The following is a 19,398-nucleotide window of genomic DNA, read 5'->3' as shown; positions in this document are numbered from 1 at the left end:
GCGGGCGATCAGGTCACCCGCGAATACGCGGACGGCGTCGTCCACCTGACCTTCCCCATCGCGCCCACCGAACGGTCACGGCGAGTCCAACCCTGATCCAGCGGACCCGGAGGAAGGGACACCGCCGATGCGACGGTCATACGTGTTCGCTGCACTCGTTGCCGCCGTCGGGGTGGCCGCCGGTGGCTGCGCCGAGCCGGGCGTACAGGCGGCCAATGGGCCGGCGCCGCAGGTCCGGCCGACCGACGCCCCGGCCGACGGCGTACGCGTCCCCGACGTGAAGGGACAACCGGCGCAGTACGCCCTCAAGCTGATGGCCGAGAGCAAGCTCGCCGCCGTCGTCCGGTACGCCCCGGAGGTCCTCGTCGAGGCCGGGACGGTCGTCCTCAGCGAACCCAAGGCGGGCGCCGGGCTGGGCGCCGGTGACGTCGTCGTCCTCGTGGTCGCCGGGAACCCGGCGAGCGTCGGCGGGTTCGACGGGCATCCCGGCGCGAAGGCGCTCACCGACCTGGCCGCCAGCCGATCCGACGTGTTCGTCGGGGCGGGCTGGGACGGCGGCGACCCGCGGAAGGCGTACGTGGTGGCCTTGGGTCCCACCGCCGACCAGGCGACCTGGGACGAGCGCATCGAGGCGGCCGCCGGGGAGCAGGCGTACCGGGTCGTGCGATGCGACCACAGCCTGGCCCAGCTCGGCGGGGTCAAGGCCGAACTGCAGGACGCCGGGCTCGGCCCGTACACCTCCTACATCGACGCAGTTCGCTGCTCGGTGGTGGTCCAGGGCACGTTCAGCCGCGACCAGACCGAGCGCGTACGCCGCCGGTGGGGGACGACCGTGGTGGTCGAGGCGGCGCGCTGAACCTCATGATCACCGCCGTGCCTTGAGCGGGGCGGGCCGATTCGGCAGGGGTCCTTCTATGCTGAGGCCATGGAGGCAGCCCCGATGGAACGCACTCACCACCGCAGCGGCTCCGCGCGTACCGCCGTGATCTGGGCGGTGCTGCGCGGCGAGCTGGAGCGGGCCGGCAGCCGGCAGCTGCGGGTGATCGACGTCGGTGGCGGGACCGGCGGGTTCGCGGTGCCGCTGGCCGAAGCGGGCCATCGAGTGACTGTGGTCGATCCGAGCCCGGACGCGCTCGCGGCGGCGATCCGGCGGGCGGCCGACGCCAACCTCAGCTCCCGGCTCACCGCCATCCAGGGCGACGCGGACGGGCTGGCCGACCTGATCGAGCCCGGCTCGGCCGACCTCGTCCTCTGCCACGCCGTGCTCGAGGTCGTCGACGATCCGGCCCGAGTGGCGGCCGCGCTGGCGCGCACACTCCGGCCGGGCGGCGCGGTCAGCGTCGTCGTCGCCAACCGCGCGGCCGCGGTGCTGGCCAAGGCCATGTCGGGGCGGATCGCTGAAGCGGAGTCACTGCTCGCCCCCGGCGCGCTCGACGGCGTCCGCCGCCGCTACGACGCCGCGGAGATCTCCGCGGTCCTGTCCGGCGCCGGGCTGGCCGTCGAGCAGATCCATGGCGTACGCGTCCTCGCCGACCTCGTCTCGGGTCCCATCGCCGACGCCGATCCCGAGGCTCTCGTCCAGTTCGAGCTGGCCGCCGCCGGGCGCTCGCCGTACCGGGACATCGCGACGCAGTTGCACGTCCTGGCGCGCGCATGAACAGCCGGAGGCTGGTCATCGGTTGGTTCAGGTGGACTCATGCGGTCGCCGGCCGCCGGACGGTGACCGCATGAGCGATTTTCCGCTGGACGAGATCGCGCCGGACTACGCCGGTGGCTGGCTCGGGGACGTGCTTCCCGGCGCGTTGACGGCGTTGGGCGTACCCGGGCTCGCTGATCCGCTGAACCTGGCCGGACGCCTGCCCGGAGTGCGTCAGGTCGTCGTGCTGCTCCTCGACGGGCTGGGCTGGCATCAGCTCGCCCTAGGCCGCGAGCAGGCGCCCACGCTGGCCGCGCTCGCCGCCACCGGACGGCCGATCACCTGCGGATTTCCGTCGACCACGCCGACCAGCCTGATCAGCCTCGGCACCGGGGCGAAGTCGGGGGAGCACGGCGTACTGGCGTTCACGACGATCGTGCCGGGCACCGACGAGGTGCTCGTCCACATCGCCTGGCGGGACGATCCGGATCCGTACACCTGGCAGCCGGTGACGCCGCTGCTCGATCGCGTACGCGGCGACGGGATGGCGACCGCGGTGGTCAACAGCCCGCTCTTCGAGGCGACCGGGCTCACCCGGCGGAGCACCGGCAATCTGGGTTACCTCGGCGCCACCGGCGCGGACGAGATGGTCGCCGGTGTCGCCACCGCGCTGCGATCCGGGGCACAGTGCGTGTACGCGTACCTGCCGGATGTGGACCGGGCGGCGCACGAGCACGGCGCGGGCTCGCCCGAGTGGAAGCAGGCGATGTCGGATGTGGACAAAGCCGTGGGCCGTCTCCAGGAGGAGCTGCCGCCGGGCGGCGCGCTGGTGATCACCGCCGACCACGGGCACCTCGTCTCGCCGTTCGACCGGCGCATCGACCTGGACTCCGTCCCCGAGTTGTCCGCCGGGCTGCGGGCGGTCGCGGGCGAACCCCGCGTCCGCTATCTGCATACCGAACCGGGTGCGCTGCCGGACGTGCTCGCCGCTTGGCGGGCGCTCGCCGGCCACGCCGCCTGGATCGGCGTACGCGAGGAGGCGATCGCGACCGGCTGGTACGGCCCGATGCCGCCGTCGCACGCCGAACGGCTCGGCGACCTCGTGGTGGTCTGCCGGGAGGACTGGTCGATCCAGGCCAGCGCCCACGAGCCCGCCCGCATCCTGGAGCTGGTCGGACTGCACGGCGCGCGTACGCGGACCGAGATGGAGATTCCGCTGCTGGTCCACGCTGTGTTGTAGGACGGTGTCGGACCCGGGCGCTAGCCTGCGGGCATGGGGCGCGAGCGCGGGCGTGAGGAGCGGGACTTCGGTCCCGGCGGGGACGACACCGGCTGCACCATCCTGCACGTCGACATGGACGCGTTCTTCGCCTCGGTGGAGGTGCGGCGCCATCCGGAGTTGCGTGGCAAGCCCGTCGTCGTGGGCGGCACCGGCGGCCGGGGCGTCGTCTCCTCAGCGAGCTACGAGGCCCGGGCCTTCGGCGTACGCAGCGCCATGCCGACCAGCCGGGCGCGGGCGCTCTGCCCCCAGGCGATCTTCATCCCGCCCGACTCGACGGCATACGGGGAGGCCTCCCGGGCGGTGATGGCCATCCTGCGCGACGTGACGCCGCTGGTCGAGCAGCTGAGCGTCGACGAGGCGTTCCTCGACGTCGCCGGGGCCCGCCGGCTGCTCGGCCCGCCCGCGCAGATCGCGATCGACCTGCGTGCCCGGATCGCCCGCGACCTGGAGCTGCCCTGCTCGATCGGGATCGCCCCGACGAAGTTCCTGGCCAAGCTCGGCTCGGCCCGCGCCAAGCCCGACGGGCTGCTGCTCGTGCCCCGGGCCCGGGTGCTGGAGTTCCTGCATCCGCTGCCGGTCTCGACCCTCTGGGGCGTCGGCGAGCGCTCGGCCGAGCAGCTGCAGCGGTTCGGCCTGCGGACGGTCGGCGACGTCGCCCAGGCCCCGATCGGCCTACTGCGCTCGGCGGTCGGCGAGGCGGCCGCCGCTCACCTGCATGAACTCGCCTCCGGACGGGATCCCCGCCCGGTGACCACCGGCCGCGAGGAGAAGTCGGTCGGCTCGGAGACCACCTTCGACATCGACGTGGACGACCACGAGCGGATCAAGCAGACCATGCTGGGCCTGTCCGGGCAGATCGGAGCGCGGCTGCGGGCGGCCGGCCAGAGCGGGCGGACGATCGCGATCAAGGTCCGGTTCGCCGACTTCAAGACGATCAACCGGTCCCGGACGCTGCCGGTGGCCACCGACGTCTCCCAGGAGATCTTCCAGACCGCGTGGGCGCTCTTCCGGACGCTCGGGCCGACCGACCGCATCCGGCTCATCGGCGTACGCGTCGAGGGCCTGGCCGGGGCCGAAGGCGCAGCTAGGCAGCTCGCGTTGGGCGAGCCCGAGCGCGGCTGGCGCGAGGCGGAACGAGCGGTCGACGCGGCGGCGAGCCGGTTCGGGCGGGCCGCGGTGAAGCCCGCGAGCCTGCTGAAAACCGGGGACCGCCGGAGGCATCCGGACAAACGCGCCGTGCCCGACGAACTCGACCCGCTTTCCGACGGCTCCGCTGCCTCGTAGACTTGGGGTACAGCGGCCACCTGGCTGCTGGGAGTCCGTCGACCCCTGCTCGACGCCTGACGGAGGTGGCATCGCCCCCGTCGGCCGGCGTCGGTGTGAGTCGACCCGGGGATCACCGGGGAGGAGTGCCGTGCCGCTCTCCGAGCACGAGCAGCGTCTGTTCGAGCAGATCGAGCGCTCGCTGGCCGAGGACCCGAAGTTCGCCTCGGCGGTGCGCAGCACCGACCCGCGTTTCCACGCGCGTCGTCGCATGATCATCGCAGGTCTGGTGGTCGTCGCCGGGCTCGCTCTCGTCGTCTGGGGTGCGATCGACGGCAACACCCTGATCGGCGTGGCCGGCTTCGTGGTGATGCTCGCCGCGGCCGCCTTCGCCATCCAATCCCAGCGCCGTGCCCACAATCGAGAGCTGCGTGCGGTCGACGGCACCGCCGCCCGACGCGTACGCAGCGGAGGCGCTCGCTCCTCCGGTGGCCTGCTCAGCCGCCTCGAGCAGCGCTGGCGGGATCGCCCCGAAGGCCGTTTCTGACCGTTCCTCCTACGCGTCCAGCCCTCGTCTCCTGACGGGGGCTTTCGCATGCCCGCCCACCCCGCCCCCGCCGGGGAGGTGGAGCGGGCTCGGCACCGGGAGGCGCCGAGCCCGCGTAGGACCGCGGGGGCCGCGTAGGGGCCGCGTTGGCCCAGGAGGCCGAGAGGTCAGCGGGAGGCGAGTAGCCGCCGCGGGTTGAACCGCAGCAGGAACTCGCGTAGCTGCCCCATCCGGTGGACGCCGCGGCTGAGCGCCTCCAGGGTGCCGACCCGCCACCGGGCCAGCACCGACGGCGGCATGAGCACCGCGAGGATGCGCGTACGCCGGTCGGAGGTGCTCGCGAGGTGTCGCCGGATGAGCCGGAGCGCGTCCGGGAGCGCCTGCGGGTCGAGCGGGTTGCGGGCGTATCGGGCTCGTTCTTCGGCGAGCCCGAGCCGTTGGGCCCCGTCGGCGGCCGCCGCGTCGAGGTCTTGTTCGGCGATGAGTCGCCGCGCCACCGCGCGCGGGGTTTCCGATGGGTCGGCCGGCACCCGGTAGTCGACCAGCGTGTCGAGTAGCTCGTCCCAGGCGTCGTGGGCCAGTGAGCGGGCGTGGTCGGCGCTGGTGTCGGAGATGACGACCATCGTCCCGGCCGGGGCGACGTCCAGGGCTTGCGAGGATGTGCCGTCGGATCGGGATCGGCGTGTTCGGAGCACCCGGCGGCGTACGCCGGGCACGCTGAGCAGCAGCGCGAGCGCCACGACCGCGCCGAGCAGGTACCAGGGCCACATCGGGGCCTGCTCGATCGGTTGACCGTCCGCGCCGAGCTGGGCGTCGGGGTCGTTGGCGCCCAGGCCACGGTTCGGCAGGTCGTCACCGGGGTCCCCGCCCGGCCCCGCGCTGAACGACGGGTTCGCCGTCGGCCCGGTGGTCTGGTTGGGGTCCGGCGCCCAGGCGGAGGCGACCGAGCCGGCGACGTAGGTGCTCGGTGTCGCGTCGAACGGCACCCAGCCGAAGCCCTGGAAGTAGACCTCGGTCCAGGCGTGCAGGTTGCGGTTGGTCAGCGTGAACGTGTACTGCCCGTTCGCGACGTGCACGTTGTTGCCCCGGGCGAAGCCGAATGCGACCCGGGCCGGGATGCCCGCCGTACGCACGAGCCATGCCATCGCGGCGGCGTACTGCTCGCAGAAGCCGGTCTTGTTGTTCAGGAAGTCGACGATCTTCTGCCCGGACGTGCCTTCCGGCACCTCGAGGCTGTACTTGAAGCCGTTCTTCGAGGAGAAGAAGTCGTAGATCGCGCGCACCTTCTCGTACGGCGTCTTCGCGTTCTTCGTCAGCTCGTCGACCTTCTTGCGAACCTCGGCGACCAGGGGCACCGCGGTGAACTGCCGTCGCATCGCGTTCTCGGCGGACAGCTCGGGGGCCTCGTTGAGCTCTTGCGGGGTGTAGGTCGAGCGGACGTAGTCGAAGTCGTAGCTCCGTCCGCCGGAGCGGGACCGCAGCGAGAAGATGACCTGCATGTTCTGGTCGTAGGACCAGTCCGAGCCGATCTTGCGGGTCTGCACCGGTTCGGCGTACACGGGCAGCAGCGGCATGTCGAAGGTCTTGGACACCTCGACCTTGGCCGTGTACTTCTCCCGCGTCACGCCGAACGACGGCCGCTGGTACGGATCGGGCAGCGGGTTGCCCATGGTGGTGCCGTTGGGCACCCGGGTGCCGAAGCCGCCCGCGCTCAGCTCATCGGCCACCCCGAACCGCAGGTAGTAGGGGTTGGCGTCGGTCGTGGTGACCTTGACGAGGTCGACGATGTCCTTCTGGTTCAACCGGCCGCTCAGGTCGGCGAACAGGTTGCTCGTCAGACCGCCCCGGCCGTTGCCCTTGCCGGAGCCGCCGTCGCCGTTGCCGCCGAACTGGTCGAAGAAGCTGGAGCTGAGTTGCGGGATGAGCAGTGGGATCACGATCGCCACCACCACGCCGACGACGCCCAGCCGGCGCCCGGCCGAGGCGAGCGGGGACGGCTCCCACACGTCGACGTCGCGGCCCTCCCCGGTGAACCGGCGGCCGAATCGGCGTACGCGGTCGACGTTGTCGCTGACCAGCAGCCACAGGTAGGCGGCCGCGGCGAAGACGAACGGGATGATCGCGACGGAGTCGGGGTAGACGGCGACCGGCACGGCGTAGATGGCCAGCATCGGCAGACCGGTCAGGGCCGGCCGCCGCATCGCCACCGTCAGCAGGTCGTTGATGATCGCGACCAGGCCGATGCCGAAGACCGTCAGGAACAGCAGCCCGTCCAGATCGGGCACGGGTACGCCGTTGTCCCGGATCTGCGTACCGGCCGTGGACAGCAGCGACGCGAAGTATTTGACCGTGTCCGGGGTCGGGATGATCCCGATCAGGGAGTGCCCGTTGGAGAACAGCAGGGTCAGGATGATCACCAGCGCGGCGAGCATGCCGAACCCCTGAGCGGCCGCGCGACCGCGCAGTGCGCGTACCCCTGCTGCCGTCGCGGCGATGACCCCGACGGCGAACGCCGATTCGATCATCCAGGTCCACGACTGGAAGATGCCCGCGAGCGGCGTGGCCGCGAGCAGGGTGGCCGCCGCGGCGACGAAGCCGAGGTGACGACGGTTGGTCACGAGAGCACCAGCCTTTCTGCGGTCATCGGCGGCCCGTCGTGGGCAGGGCGGTCTCGGCGAGCGCGGCTCGCCAGGCGAATCCGGCCGAGCCGCGGCCGGCGTGCGGCCAGAGCGCGGCGAGCTTGGCGCCGTGCTCCGCGCCCACCACTCGCCAGCCGTTGTGCAGCAGGGCGAGGGCGGTGGCCGCCCGTTCGCGGTCGGCGGTGGCACGGGCCTCGGGCGGCAGGTTGAGCCAGGTCGAGGCGTCGATCGCGAACGCCACGCAGGTGGTGCCGCTGGCCCGCAGACCGGCCAGGATCTGCGTCTCCGCTTCGCCGATCTGGCCCAGGATGGCGATGACAAGGCCGCCGTCGGACCGTCGCCGGCAGTGCTCGACCAGGGCGGCCAGCGTGCTCCGGTTACTGGTCTTCACTTCGGCCAGCCGGTCCATCAGGTGCGCCTCGCCGGCGGCGTCGTGCGCGTCGACGTCTATGTCGACGTCGGAGACCAGGCGGATGCGGTACCCGGCGTCGCGGAGGTGCATCGCGATGCTGGCGGCGGCGGACACGGCCCACTCGAAGCTCGCCGTCGGTCCCTCGCCCCGATGCGCGACCGCCCGGGTGTCGAGCAGGATCGTCGCCCGGCTCTCCCAGGGCTGCTCCTCGCGGCGAACCATCAGCTCGCCGACGCGCGCGGTCGAGCGCCAGTGCACCCGCCGCAGGTCGTCGCCGTGGCGGTACTCCCGGGTCGCCGCGTCGTCCTCACCGTGCACCGACACCGAGCGCGCCCGCGAGTCGCCCGAACCCGCGAACTCGCCCGCGAGGCGTACCGAGGGAAGCGGCACGACCTGCGGGATCACCACCAGATGGTCGGTGCTCGGGAAGGTGCGGGTCAGTTCGCACAGCCCGAACGGGTCGGTCATGCGGATGGCGAGCGGGCCGACCTCGTACCGGCCGCGGGTGTCGGCCGGAACCGTGTAGGCGACCGAACTCGCCTGGCCCGCGCCGAGCCGTTCCAGCACGAGCCGCGGCCGGCTGCCGAGCGCGTACGGCAGCCGGTCCTCCAGCAGCAGCGTCCCGGTGGGCAGCCGGGACATGTTCGCGAGCCGGAGGACCACCCGCGACCGGGAGCCCACCGGCACGCGGTGCGGCTCGACGGAACGCGTGCAGGACAACTTGTACCGCGATCGGCCCACGTACGCGGCGGCCAGCAAGGGAAGCACGGCCAGCAGCGCGGCCACGCGCATGAGGTCGCGCTCGCCGAGGATCAGGGACGCGAGCGCGGCGGCGGCCGCCGCGGCGAAGAACGCTCGCCCCCGGGTGGTCAGGCCGCTCAGCGCCTCGCGCACGGCGTCATCGCCTCCGCTCGAAGGCCTGCGTGCCCTGCCGCCGCTCGCTCGGCACCGGCAGGCGATGCACCAGGTCCGAGACGATGGCATCAGTGGTACGCCGAGAGAGCTGGGCGTCGGCGGTCGGGATGATCCGGTGCGCCAGGACGGGCACCGCGAGCGCCTGAAGGTCGTCGGGCAGCACGTAGTCGCGCCCGTCCAGGGCGGCGATCGCCTTCGCCGTCCGCAGCAGTTGCAGGGTCGCCCGCGGCGAAGCGCCCAGGCGCAGGTCGCCCGACTCGCGGGTGGCCGTCACGAGGGCGATCGCGTAGTTCTTGACCGCCTCGGAGACGTGCACCGCGCGTACGGTGGCGATCATCTCGCGGACGCGGGCGGCGTCGGAGACGGCGACCAGGTCCTCCAGCGGGTCCTGAGCCGAGTGCACGTCGAGCATCGCCAGCTCGGCGTTGGCGTCGGGGTAGCCCATGGCGATCCGGGCGGTGAACCGGTCGCGCTGCGCCTCGGGCAGCGGATAGGTCCCCTCCATCTCGATCGGGTTCTGGGTGGCGATGACCATGAACGGGGTCTGGAGCGGGTAGGTGACGCCGTCGACGGTGACCTGCCGCTCCTCCATGCACTCGAGCAGCGCGGACTGGGTCTTCGGCGAGGCCCGGTTGATCTCGTCGCCGACGACCAGGTTGGCGAAGACCGCGCCCGGCTTGAACTCGAAGTCGTGGTTCTCCTGGTTGTAGACGTTCACCCCGGTGACGTCGCTGGGCAGCAGGTCGGGGGTGAACTGGATGCGCCGCACGGAACAGTCGATCGACCGGGCGAGCGCCTTGGCGAGCTTGGTCTTGCCGACGCCGGGGACGTCCTCGATCAGCAGGTGGCCCTCCGCCAGCAGCACCGCGAGGGCGAGCCGGACGGTGGCCGTCTTGCCCTCGATGACCTGCTCGATGTTGGCGACGATGGCGTCCGCCGCCGACTGGAACTCCTCGGCCGGCAGAGCTGGGTTGAGCTCCTCGCGGCCGCCGTCCCACGACCCAGGCGTCAGGGGGTTACGGGTGGTCAACGGGCCTCCTCAAGATCGTGACCTCCGGTGCGTCTGTTAGACGCCCATGCCCCGCCTGTGGGTTGCAGGCCCGCCGTCGGCGAGGCGGCTCTCAGTGTGGGAGAAGTCTCCCCGAGTTACTTGCTCCCGGCAACAAAGCGCGCTACCGGTTCGACGCTACCTCGCACGCGGCGGTACACTGCGGTGCATGGGCCGGACTTTCGAGCTCCTTAGCGAGCCGTGCTGACGCAGCTAGCAGCGTGAGCACGGCGACCCCTCCTGCGTGAGGGGTTTTTTTGTGGGCGCTTGCGGCCACAACGGAATTACAGTTGCCCGCTTTTGATCTTGATTTGCACTTTGTTTTACCCGAGGGGACCTGACACATGAGCGAGGCGGACACCCCCGCGTTCCGCTACACGGCGGCGCTGGCGAACCAGATCGAGAAGCGCTGGCAGGACTATTGGTCGGCGAACGGCACATTCCACTCGCCGAACCCGGTCGGCCCGCTCGCCGATCCCGCCCATCCCCGCTCGGGCGCCGACAAGAAGTTCGTGCTGGACATGTTCCCGTACCCGTCCGGGGCGGGCCTGCATGTCGGGCACCCGCTGGGCTTCATCGGCACCGACGTCTTCGCCCGGTTCAACCGCATGGCCGGGTTCAACGTGCTGCACACGATGGGCTTCGACGCCTTCGGTCTGCCCGCCGAGCAGTACGCCGTCCAGACTGGCACGCACCCGCGGGTGACCACCGAGCAGAACATCGAGCGATACCGGGCTCAGCTGCGGATGCTGGGGCTGGGTCACGACGACCGCCGGAGCGTCGCCACCACCGACGTGCCGTTCTACCGGTGGACCCAGTGGATTTTCCGGCAGGTCTTCAACGCCTGGTACGACGAGGCGGCCGGCAAGGCCCGTCCCATCGAGGAGCTGGAGGCGGCGTACGCCGGAGGCGAGCGCCCGACGCCGGACGGCCGCCCCTGGTCGGAGCTGTCCGTGCACGAGCGCCGGGCGGTGCTGAACGAGTCGCGGCTGGCGTACGTGTCGAACGCGCCGGTGAACTGGTGCCCAGGGCTGGGCACCGTGCTGGCGAACGAGGAGGTCACCGCCGACGGGCGTAGCGAGCGCGGCAACTTCCCGGTGTTCAAGGCCAACCTGAAGCAGTGGATGATGCGGATCACCGCGTACGGCGATCGGCTGATCGACGATCTGGACACTCTGAACTGGCCGGAGCCGATCAAGCTGATGCAGCGCAACTGGATCGGCCGCTCGACCGGCGCCCATGTCGACTTCGCCGTCGCTCGCGACGGCGAACAGCAGCACAGTGCCGTCGCTCGCGACGGCGAACAGCAGCACAGCGCGGCGGACGCGGGCACGATCAAGGTGTTCACGACTCGGCCCGACACCCTGTTCGGGGCGACCTACATGGTCCTGGCTCCGGAGCACGAGCTGGTCGACACGCTGGTTCCGGCGGAGTGGCCGGAAGGCACGCACAAGGTCTGGACTGGTGGCTTCGCGACGCCCGCGGAGGCGGTCGCCGACTACCGGCGGCAAGCCGCCGCCAAGACCGATGTGGAGCGCCAGGCGGACGCGAAGGAGAAGACGGGCGTCTTCACCGGGGCGTACGCGACGAACCCGGTCGACGGCCGCCGGATCCCGGTCTTCATCGCCGACTACGTGCTGGCCGGCTACGGCACCGGCGCGATCATGGCCGTGCCCGGCCAAGACGAGCGCGACTGGGCCTTCGCGGAGGTCTTCGAGCTGCCCATCATCCGCACGGTGCAGACGCCGGACGGCTGGGAGGGCAAGGCGTACACCGGCGACGGCCCGGCGATCAACAGCGCCTCCCCGGTCAGCACCAGCCTGGACGGGCTGGGCGTCGCCGAGGCCAAGGCGAAGATCATCGAGTGGCTGGAGGCGACCGGCCACGGCACCGGGGCGGTCACCTACCGGCTGCGGGACTGGCTGTTCAGCCGCCAGCGGTACTGGGGCGAACCGTTCCCGATCGTTTACGAGGTGCTGCCGGACGGCACGGTCAGCGAGGAGCCGATCGCGCTGCCCGAATCCATGCTGCCGCTGGAGCTGCCCGAGATCGACGACTTCTCGCCGAAGCTGTTCGACCCCAATGACGCGAACACCTCGCCGGAGACGCCGCTGTCGCGTACGCGTGCCTGGGTCGAGGTCGAACTGGACCTGGGGGACGGACCGAAGCGTTACGTACGCGAGACGAACACGATGCCGCAGTGGGCCGGTTCCTGCTGGTACCAGCTGCGGTACCTGGATCCCACCAACGACCAGGCGTTCGTCGACCCGGCGAACGAGGCGTACTGGGTGGGCCCGCGCGAGGGGCAGGAGTCCGGCGGCGTCGACCTGTACGTCGGCGGCGTCGAGCACGCCGTCCTGCACCTGCTGTACGCCCGGTTCTGGCACAAGGTGCTGTTCGACCTGGGCAAGGTGTCCTCGTTCGAGCCCTACCACCGGCTGTTCAACCAGGGCTACATCCAGGCGTACGCCTACACCGACGAGCGCGGCGTCTACGTCCCGGCCGAGGAGGTGACCGAGGAGTCCACCGGCGTCTACGTCTGGCAGGGCGAGAAGGTCGACCGCGAGTACGGGAAGATGGGCAAGTCCCTGAAGAACGTCGTCACCCCCGACGAGATGTGTGCGCAGTACGGCGCGGACACGTTCCGGGTCTACGAGATGTCGATGGGGCCGCTGGAGGTGTCCCGTCCCTGGGAGACCCGGGCGGTCGTCGGCGCGCAGCGATTCCTGCAGCGGGTTTGGCGGGCGATCGTCGACGAGGAGACCGGTGAGGTCACCGTCGTCGACTCCGCTCCCGACGAGGCGACGCAGCGACTGCTGCACAAGACCATCGCCGGTGTCCGGGACGACATGTCCGAGCTGCGCTTCAACACCGCGGTCGCCAAGCTGATCGAGCTGACCAACGGCATCACGCGGCTGGAGCGCACGCCTCGGGAGACCGCCGAGGCGCTGACGCTGATGGTCGCGCCGTTCGCCCCGCACATCGCCGAGGAGCTGTGGCGCAAGCTGGGGCACGACGAGTCGCTGACCTACGCCGACTTCCCGCAGGCCGACCCGGCCCTGCTGGTCGAGGACCAGGTCACCTACCCGGTCCAGATCAACGGCAAGGTCCGCGGCCGGGTCGAGGTCGCGGCCTCCGCCGGCGAGGATGTGGTACGCGCGGCGGCGCTGGACGCCGTCGCCGACTCGCTGGGGGGCAAGGAGCCGAAGAAGGTCATCGTCGTCGCGGGCCGGATGGTCAGCGTCGTCGTGTGACCTCGAACGTCAGATGACAACTCTGTCATCGCAGGTGGCGGCCCGTCTTCGCAGGAAGGCGGGCCGTTCGCCGTCGATGGACGTCCACCGTGACAAAACTGCGGACGTTCGTCGATGAGCGCCGCTGACCAGCCGGGCGAGGCTGTGGCTCATGAAGCTTTTGGCCACACGACGTCGCAAGATAACCGCCGCGATCGCGGCCGTCCTGCTCGTCGGCGCCGGTGGAGCGGCGGCCGCCGGTGAGAGGTTCTGGGAAGAGATCGGGGTGCTCGACGAACCCGGTGCGGGCACGCCGTTCCAGCCGCACGAGTTCGCCGAGATGATGGCGGGGGAGGCCGGCGAGAACGCGGGCGACGAGGCGTTCGAGGCGCTCACCATCGCGCAGCAGTTCGCCGACGCCCGCACCGCGCCGGGCATCGTCGCGCCGGGCGCCTACAGCGCGGCGTACGCGCAGCTCACGTCGATGCCGAAGACGGCGGGGACGTGGTCGGAGGTGACCAACAAGGTCTACGACGCCGACGATCCGCGCTACCGGGACTGGTACTCGAACTCCAGTGGCGGCGCGGGCAACGTGACCGGGCGGATCACCGGGCTCGTCGCCGACAACGCCGGGCACGTGTACGCCGCGGGCGCCGACGGCGGCGTCTGGCGCTCGTCGACCGGCGGCGGTCAGTGGTCGCCCATCGCCGACCAGCTCCCGTCGTTGTCCAGTGGCACCCTCGTCCTCGCTGACGACGGCTCGCTCTGGTACGGCACCGGCGAGGCCAACACCGGTGGGACGGCGTACGCCGGATCCGGGGTGTATCGCCTGGCCGACCCGACGACGGGCCAGTTCACCCCGGCCAACCGGGTCGGCGGCACCGAGCTGGAGAGCACCGTCATCTCGAAGCTCCGCTTCGCGGGCGGCACCGTCTGGGCGGCCACCAACCGCGGCGTCTACAGCCACTCCGCCACGACGGCGGCCGGCGCCTGGACCTTCCAGTACGCCCCCAACCCGTCGTTCCTGCCGGGCGGGGCCGACGCGGGCAACGCGAACGCCGCGTACAAGAACATCGTGAACGACATCGCGCCGGACCCGAAGAATCCGAAGCACATCGTGGCCGCCATCGCCTGGCGGTCGGGAGACACCTACAACGGCTTCTACGAGACCGCCGACTACACCCAGGGCTCGGCGAGCTGGCACAAGGTGAATCCGACCGGCTCGATCCCGGCGGACGACATCGGCCGGGTCACCTTCGCGTACGCCGCCGACGGCAGCGTCCTCTATGCGATCAACCAGTCGCCGAAGCTGCTGAACAAGCCGGTCGGCACGGTGAACAGCTACCTCGACGGGGTCTACGTGTCGAACTCCGGCAGCCCGTCCGGGCCGTGGTCGAAGATCGCGGAGTCGGAGAAGCTGGCCAACTCGGGCTCGGCGTTGAAGCAGTCGGTCGGCGGCAAGGGCTACGGCCCCGGCATCCAGTCCTGGTACAACCACTTCCTGCAGGTGGACCCGACCGATCCGAAGCACGTCTGGCTCGGGTTGGAGGAGGTCTACGAGACCACCGACGGCGGGTCGTCCTGGAAGACGATCGGGCCGTACTGGAACTTCTACTTCGGCTGCTGGGCGATCGACGACGCGCACAACAAGTGCCCGGACTCGACCCACTCCGACCAGCACTCCGTCGCGGTCGGCAGTTACCAGGGCAAGGCGTACGTCTATGTCGGCAACGACGGCGGCGCCTTCCGGCGACCGGTACGCGGCCAGACCAACGCCGAGGGTCACGCCACCGACTGGAGCAGCCTGAACGACGGCACCCTGGACGCGCTGCAGTACTACTCGGTCTCCGTCGGCAAGGACACCTACAACGGCGTGTCCGGCGTCGGCGTCACCGGCGGTCTCCAGGACAACGGCACCTCGCTGCTGCGTCCGGGCGACACGGTGATGGGATCGAACTTCGGCGGGGACGGCGGCGACTCCCTGGCCGATCCGCAGAACATCTGCCGCCAGGTGCAGGAGTACACCACCTTGTCCATGTCGGTGACCGAGAACTGCGCGGCGAACCCAGGCGCCAACAGCGCCTCCGAGGCCACTTCGTGGAAGATCCAGCCGTACACGAACTCGCCCGGTGACGAGCCGGCCCGGTTCATCGCCCCGTTCTCACCCGACTCGACGAACTACAACGTCTGGGTCGCGGGCGGCCGGCACGTCTGGGTCAACGATCTGGGCTTCGCGATCCGCAGCGGCAAGCAGTGGAAGAACGTGTTCGACCTCGGAGCCGGGCACACCGCGACCTCCGTCGCCGTCAGCAACGGGACTGCGTACGTGGGCTGGTGCGGCCCGTGCAACAACGCCGGCTTCACCCGGGGCGTCGCCACCGGCAAGGTCGGCGACCCGACGAGCTGGCACCAGCTGGCCCTGCCGCCGACCGGCGTCGTGCCCAACCGGCTCGTCCAGGGCGTCGAGGTCGATCCGGCCGACGGTCAGCACGTCTTCCTGGCGGTGAACGGCTTCTCGCGGCGCTTCACCGAGGGTCCGGGGGCCGGCATCGGCCACGTCTTCGAGTCCCACGACGGCGGGGCGGACTGGACCGACGTCTCGGCGAACCTGCCGGACGTCCCGGCGAGCTCGATCAAGCTGCTGCCCAACGGCGGGCTGATCCTGGCGACCGACCTCGCGGCGTTCTACCGCCCGGCCGGCTCCACCGCCTGGCTGCGACTGGGATCGGGGCTGCCGCTCACGGTCGGCATGGACATCGAGTACTCCAGTGTGGACAACTCGGTGTACCTGGCCACCCACGGGCGGGGGATCTGGCGGATCACCCTGCCGTAACCGTGCGGACGTGGCGGTCGGCTACGGCTCGAGAACGATCGAGTCGCCGCTGACCGCCACGTTCTTCGGTGGCAGCGCCTGGGTCGCCGGCCCCTGCTTCACACTGCCGTCGGTGATCGAATACTGACTACCGTGGCAGGGGCAGTTGATAGTGCCGTTGGCGACCGTGCCGACCGTGCAGTGCATGTGGGTGCAGATGGCGCTGAAGCCCTTGAAGGCGCCCGCGGTCGGCTGAGTCACCACGACCTGCTGAGTCGCGAAGATCTGGCCGCCGCCGACCGGGATGTCCGAGGTCTTGCCGAGCGTGGTCGGCCCGGTCGCGGCCGGTGCGGTCGGTGTGGCGGACGAACCGCCGCCGCCACCGCCGCACGCGGCGGCCAGCCCCGTCGCGGCGACCCCGGCCGCTCCGGCGATCCCGGTCACGAAGGCCCGGCGAGTGGATGTCATGTCCGCCCCCATACAGATTCGGCACCGGAATCCCCGGTACGCACGACGTAATAGGCCGTGACGACGGCCAGGATCAGCACGACCGCCTGCAGCGCCGTACGCAGCCAGGCCGGTCCGGGCAGCCGACCGCCGATCGCCCACAGCAGCACTCCGGTGACCACGCCCAGCGCCAGCGCCAGCCAGAACGTCGTGGTGCCGTAGCTGCGGTGCTGCAGGACATTGGCCGGCGGGCCGGCGGCGTACCGGGCGGCGAGGAGGTCGTCGCCGGACAGCTTCGCCACCAACGCGGCCAGCGGTGCGAGCACGGCCAGTCCGGCGGTCAGCCACCCGGTCTTCGCCCGCCAGCGCGGGACGACGGCGTACACCACGGCGAACAGCGCCAGCAGCGGCACGAAGACCACCGCGGCGTGCACGTAGAGCGGATGAGCCGGTATGCCCAGAATGTCACTGAACATGACGTCAGTCTGGTAGATCCCACCGGGGTCCGGTGGGTGTTCGCCCAGATCACGGGCGGCGGGACGTCACCCGCCAGTAGACCGCCGCACTGGCGCTGACGAGCGCACCCAGGACGGCGGGTAGGTAGGTCAGGAGCGTGACGCCGCTCGGCGAGACGACGGCGGCCCCGATCGCGGCGTACGCGAACGCACTGGGCGCACCGCCGAGCGCCGTCCCCGCCAGATAGTGCCGGAACCGCGTCGCCGAGCTGCCGTACGCGTACCCGACGAGGCCGAACGGCGCGATCGGCAGGAGACGCACGACCACCACGGCCAGCGTGCCGCGCTGGGCCAGCCAGCTGTCCAGCCGCGCGATCCGCCCCCGCAACCGCCGCCGGACGGTCTCCCGCCCGGCCCAGCGGCCCAGCCAGAACGTCGCGATCGCGGCGCTCACCGCCGCGACGAGGGCCACGCCCGCCCCGGCCACCGCGCCGAACAACAGGCCGCACGCCAGCGAGATGGCGGTACGCGGAACGAGCGCCATGAGAAGGGCGGCCCCGGCGACGATCGCGGCCGCGGGGCCGAACGCGCCGAGATCGCGTACCTCGGCGGGCACCGAACCGAGGGGCACCCGGCTGGCCAGCAGCGCTACCGCGCCCACGCCCAGACCCAGCGCACCGGCCCGCACGAGGGCCCGGCGACGGAAGTCCCCCGCCTGGTCATCGGCAGTGGTCATCGGCCGACGGCGGTGAGCCGCTCGGCCCGGAGCCGATCCGGCCAGGTGTCGTCCAACGGCCCCAGCGACTGTTCGCCGGTCGCCCAGCAGAGCAGCAGATCTGCGAGCGCAGGGTTACGGGCCAGGGCGGGGCCGTGTGCGTACGTTCCGAGAATCGTCTCGGACCAGGCCCCCTCCGTGACGCCGTCGTTGCCGACGCCCGTGGTGACGCGGACCAGGGGCTTGACGCCGGGGCCGAGGTGCGTGCGGCCGCCGTGGTTCTCGAAGCCGGTCAGCGGCGGGAGGCCGAGCGTGGGGTCGACGTCGCCCGCCAGCTCGCCGACGGCGCGCGAGGGGCCGCGGTCCGAGCTGATGTCGATCATGTCGAGGCCGGGGCACTTGTCGCCCTTGGCGAAGAAGCTGCTGCCGAGAAGCTGGTAGCCGGCGCAGACGGCGAAGACCACGGCGCGGTTCGCGGCCGCGCGGGCCAGCCCGCCGTCGTTGAGCAGCCGTTGCGCGGCGAGCGCCTGCGGACCGTCCTCGCCGCCGCCGAGCAGGTAGATGTCGCCCTGGTCGGGCAGCCGCTGGTCGGAGCGGACCTCGATGGTCTGGGCCGGGATGCCGCGGGCGCGGGCCCGGTGGGCCAGGATCAGCATGTTGCCACGGTCGCCGTAGGTGGAGAGCAGATCGGGGTAGACCCAGACGATCTGCAGCCCACCGTTCAGATCAGAGGCTTTGCTGTCAAAGGACACGATCCAGCTCCGCTCGGATGTCTTGGAACGCGGTGTAGTTGGCGATGACCTCCAGGCGGCCCTGCGGCACCGCTGCGACCGCGTCGGCGAAGGTCTTGACGTGCGTGAACGGCACGCCGTTGATCTCCAGCCGGACGGCCAGGTCCATCGCCCGATCGCCGCTCACGAGGACCTGGCGCCCCCGGAGCGGGCTGAAGTCCACGTCGTAGAGCCAGCTCGTGTCGAGCCCGTCGGGGTCGCGGGCGTTGATCGCCAGCAACGTCGGCGCGACGTCGGCCATCTCGAACGCCTCGAGCCAGCTCGCCGGGTTCTTCGCCAGCAGCAGCCGGACCAGCCGGCCGTCCCGCTCCACCTGGGCGTATCGGCCGGCGACGCTGGCCACCGAGCCGAGCCGGGGGATCGCGTCCACCGGATTCACCCCGAACCGGGCGGCCACGGCGAGCGCGGTCGCGGCGTTGCCCAGGTTCACCGTGCCGGGGAGCTGAAGCTTCACCTCGTGCGGTACGCCGTCCGGCGCGACCACCTCGCCGTCGAGCAACGTCCACTGTGGAGAAGGGCGGCGCAGGTCCCCGTTCGCGCAGGCCCAGCCGCCGGCCTCGCCACGCTGGATGTGACCGCCGCAGGCGGGGCAGACGTGTGAGTCGTCCTGCCAGCGTTGCCCCGCCGAGAACCAGGTGACCTCGTCGGCCGGGTGGGCGCCCGCGGCGTACACCACCATCGGGTCGTCGGCGTTCGCCACGACGTGCACCGCGGGGTGCGAGGCGAGCGCCTGCCGCCAGAGGTCGGCCATCATGGCGACCTCCTTGGCCCGGTCGAGCTGGTCGCGCGACAGGTTCAGCAACGCCACCACCCGGGGCTGGGTCGCCTGGATGACCTGAGCCAGGTAGTGCTCGTCCACTTCGAGCACCGCGTAGCGGGTCGTCCCGGCACGGGCCAGCGCGGAGGTGTGCCCGGTCGGCATGTTCGCGCCGAACGAGTTGGTCGCGACCTCGCCGAGGACGCCCAGCGCCGCGGCGGTGAACCGGGTCGTGGTCGTCTTGCCGTTGGTGCCGGAGACCAGCGCGATCTCGCGGCCGGCCGCCAGATGGGCCAGCAGATCGGGATCGATCATCATGCCGAGCCGGCCGCCGATGACCGAGCCGTCGCCGCGCCCGGTAGCGCGCGACAGCGCGGCCGCCGTCTTCGAGACGGAAACGGCGAAGGCCGTACGCAGCGGCAGCTTCTTCTCGTCCGACACGCGGC

The 19,398-nt window shown here is 71.4% G+C and carries 15 protein-coding genes; 7 read left to right on the top strand and 8 right to left on the bottom strand.

Annotation, left to right across the window (positions count from 1 at the left end):
• The first annotated feature begins 127 nt into the window (after positions 1-127).
• The 5 genes from AB0H43_RS29965 to AB0H43_RS29945 all read left to right on the top strand — a co-directional run bounded on the left by AB0H43_RS29965 (position 128) and on the right by AB0H43_RS29945 (position 4,728).
• Entirely contained in the window at positions 128-856 is a 729-nt protein-coding gene (locus AB0H43_RS29965; RefSeq protein WP_360004754.1) for a PASTA domain-containing protein, read from the top strand.
• Positions 857-940: 84 nt separating this feature from the next.
• On the top strand, positions 941-1,657 hold the full coding sequence (locus AB0H43_RS29960) for a methyltransferase domain-containing protein (RefSeq protein ID WP_360004822.1): 717 nt from the start codon (positions 941-943) through the stop codon (positions 1,655-1,657).
• A 70-nt stretch (positions 1,658-1,727) separates the two neighbouring features.
• Positions 1,728-2,876 (top strand): nucleotide pyrophosphatase/phosphodiesterase family protein, encoded by a 1,149-nt coding sequence (locus AB0H43_RS29955; RefSeq protein ID WP_360004752.1) that lies wholly within the window; start codon positions 1,728-1,730, stop codon positions 2,874-2,876.
• Positions 2,877-2,909: 33 nt separating this feature from the next.
• Positions 2,910-4,202, top strand: a complete 1,293-nt coding sequence (locus AB0H43_RS29950; RefSeq protein WP_360004750.1) for a DNA polymerase IV — start codon at positions 2,910-2,912, stop codon at positions 4,200-4,202.
• 130 nt (positions 4,203-4,332) lie between these two features.
• Positions 4,333-4,728, top strand: a complete 396-nt coding sequence (locus AB0H43_RS29945; protein WP_360004748.1) for a DUF3040 domain-containing protein — start codon at positions 4,333-4,335, stop codon at positions 4,726-4,728.
• A gap of 167 nt (positions 4,729-4,895) precedes the next feature.
• Here AB0H43_RS29945 and AB0H43_RS29940 read toward each other — a convergent pair whose 3' ends face one another.
• Genes AB0H43_RS29940 through AB0H43_RS29930 form a run of 3 tightly spaced genes read right to left on the bottom strand, consistent with a single transcriptional unit; the run spans position 4,896 to position 9,706 of the window.
• A complete protein-coding gene (locus AB0H43_RS29940) occupies positions 4,896-7,346 on the bottom strand; it encodes a DUF3488 and transglutaminase-like domain-containing protein (RefSeq protein ID WP_360004746.1) in 2,451 nt (816 codons plus the stop codon).
• 22 nt (positions 7,347-7,368) lie between these two features.
• Positions 7,369-8,673: a DUF58 domain-containing protein gene (locus AB0H43_RS29935; protein ID WP_360004744.1), complete on the bottom strand. Its 1,305-nt coding sequence runs from the start codon at positions 8,671-8,673 to the stop codon at positions 7,369-7,371.
• Between the two features lie 4 nt (positions 8,674-8,677).
• Entirely contained in the window at positions 8,678-9,706 is a 1,029-nt protein-coding gene (locus tag AB0H43_RS29930) for a MoxR family ATPase (RefSeq protein ID WP_360004820.1), read from the bottom strand.
• Between the two features lie 380 nt (positions 9,707-10,086).
• On the opposite strand from AB0H43_RS29930, the gene leuS reads away from it, so the two are divergent.
• On the top strand, positions 10,087-12,996 hold the full coding sequence (gene leuS / locus AB0H43_RS29925) for a leucine--tRNA ligase (protein WP_360004742.1): 2,910 nt from the start codon (positions 10,087-10,089) through the stop codon (positions 12,994-12,996).
• Between the two features lie 151 nt (positions 12,997-13,147).
• Positions 13,148-15,808, top strand: coding sequence for a glycosyl hydrolase (locus AB0H43_RS29920; protein ID WP_360004740.1), 2,661 nt, complete (start codon positions 13,148-13,150; stop codon positions 15,806-15,808).
• Positions 15,809-15,829: 21 nt separating this feature from the next.
• On the opposite strand, the gene AB0H43_RS29915 is transcribed toward AB0H43_RS29920, so the two are convergent.
• The 5 genes from AB0H43_RS29915 to AB0H43_RS29895 are packed head-to-tail and all read right to left on the bottom strand — an operon-like array spanning position 15,830 to position 19,375.
• On the bottom strand, positions 15,830-16,255 hold the full coding sequence (locus AB0H43_RS29915) for a Rieske (2Fe-2S) protein (protein ID WP_360004738.1): 426 nt from the start codon (positions 16,253-16,255) through the stop codon (positions 15,830-15,832).
• Positions 16,252-16,710, bottom strand: a complete 459-nt coding sequence (locus AB0H43_RS29910; protein ID WP_360004736.1) for a DUF2231 domain-containing protein — start codon at positions 16,708-16,710, stop codon at positions 16,252-16,254. The genes AB0H43_RS29915 and AB0H43_RS29910 overlap by 4 nt, the downstream gene beginning before the upstream one ends.
• Positions 16,711-16,759: 49 nt before the next feature.
• Positions 16,760-17,425 carry a VTT domain-containing protein gene (locus AB0H43_RS29905; RefSeq protein WP_360004734.1) on the bottom strand — a complete coding sequence of 222 codons (666 nt, stop codon included), beginning with the start codon at positions 17,423-17,425 and terminating at the stop codon, positions 16,760-16,762.
• Complete coding sequence (locus tag AB0H43_RS29900; RefSeq protein WP_360004732.1) at positions 17,422-18,156, bottom strand: glutamine amidotransferase; 735 nt, start codon at positions 18,154-18,156, stop codon at positions 17,422-17,424. The genes AB0H43_RS29905 and AB0H43_RS29900 overlap by 4 nt, the downstream gene beginning before the upstream one ends.
• Positions 18,146-19,375, bottom strand: a complete 1,230-nt coding sequence (locus AB0H43_RS29895; protein WP_360004818.1) for a MurT ligase domain-containing protein — start codon at positions 19,373-19,375, stop codon at positions 18,146-18,148. Before AB0H43_RS29895 ends, AB0H43_RS29900 begins: the two co-directional genes overlap by 11 nt.
• Positions 19,376-19,398 lie beyond the last annotated feature (23 nt).

Source organism: Hamadaea sp. NPDC050747, from assembly GCF_040654195.1.
Taxonomy (GTDB): Bacteria; Actinomycetota; Actinomycetes; order Mycobacteriales; family Micromonosporaceae; genus Hamadaea.
Note: the sequence above shows the minus strand (reverse complement) of the source record. Positions and strands in the feature narration are given on the sequence as shown.

What these genes read in the sequence shown, in the direction of transcription:
- leuS (WP_360004742.1), top strand. Translation starts at nt 10,087, where the DNA reads ATGAGCGAGGCGGACACCCCCGCGTTCCGCTACACGGCGGCGCTGGCG.
- AB0H43_RS29965 (WP_360004754.1), top strand. Translation starts at nt 128, where the DNA reads ATGCGACGGTCATACGTGTTCGCTGCACTCGTTGCCGCCGTCGGGGTG.
- AB0H43_RS29905 (WP_360004734.1), bottom strand. Translation starts at nt 17,425, where the DNA reads ATGACCACTGCCGATGACCAGGCGGGGGACTTCCGTCGCCGGGCCCTC.
- AB0H43_RS29920 (WP_360004740.1), top strand. Translation starts at nt 13,148, where the DNA reads ATGAAGCTTTTGGCCACACGACGTCGCAAGATAACCGCCGCGATCGCG.
- AB0H43_RS29950 (WP_360004750.1), top strand. Translation starts at nt 2,910, where the DNA reads ATGGGGCGCGAGCGCGGGCGTGAGGAGCGGGACTTCGGTCCCGGCGGG.
- AB0H43_RS29915 (WP_360004738.1), bottom strand. Translation starts at nt 16,255, where the DNA reads ATGACATCCACTCGCCGGGCCTTCGTGACCGGGATCGCCGGAGCGGCC.
- AB0H43_RS29955 (WP_360004752.1), top strand. Translation starts at nt 1,728, where the DNA reads ATGAGCGATTTTCCGCTGGACGAGATCGCGCCGGACTACGCCGGTGGC.
- AB0H43_RS29910 (WP_360004736.1), bottom strand. Translation starts at nt 16,710, where the DNA reads ATGTTCAGTGACATTCTGGGCATACCGGCTCATCCGCTCTACGTGCAC.
- AB0H43_RS29960 (WP_360004822.1), top strand. Translation starts at nt 941, where the DNA reads ATGGAACGCACTCACCACCGCAGCGGCTCCGCGCGTACCGCCGTGATC.